Consider the following 236-nt stretch of genomic DNA (forward strand, 5'->3'; position numbering starts at 1 on the left):
CAGCACGGCGGCGGCCTGGTCTTTGGTGCGGGTCATCAGTGCACCTCCCCGCTGGCGATCAGGCTGTTGTAGCTGTGCAGATCGGGTGGCGGGATAGTGACATCGCGCTGCGATCTTGCGGTTGGCAGGAACTCGTCCCTGAGCGCATCGACATCGGGCAGGCGCCCGCTGTCGAGTGCCTCATCGATCCGCCGGGCCAGCACGTCGACACAGTCGCCCCTGGCGGCGATATCGAG

1 pseudogene is annotated in these 236 nt (G+C 66.5%); it reads right to left on the bottom strand.

Features of this window, described 5'->3' with window-relative positions:
• Positions 1-35: 35 nt before the first annotated feature.
• Positions 36-236 (bottom strand): annotated as a pseudogene (locus LH128_RS31015) (IS21 family transposase); the annotation flags it as partial.

It is taken from the genome of Sphingomonas sp. LH128 (assembly GCF_000293195.2).
Lineage (GTDB): Bacteria > Pseudomonadota > Alphaproteobacteria > Sphingomonadales > Sphingomonadaceae > Novosphingobium > Novosphingobium resinovorum_A.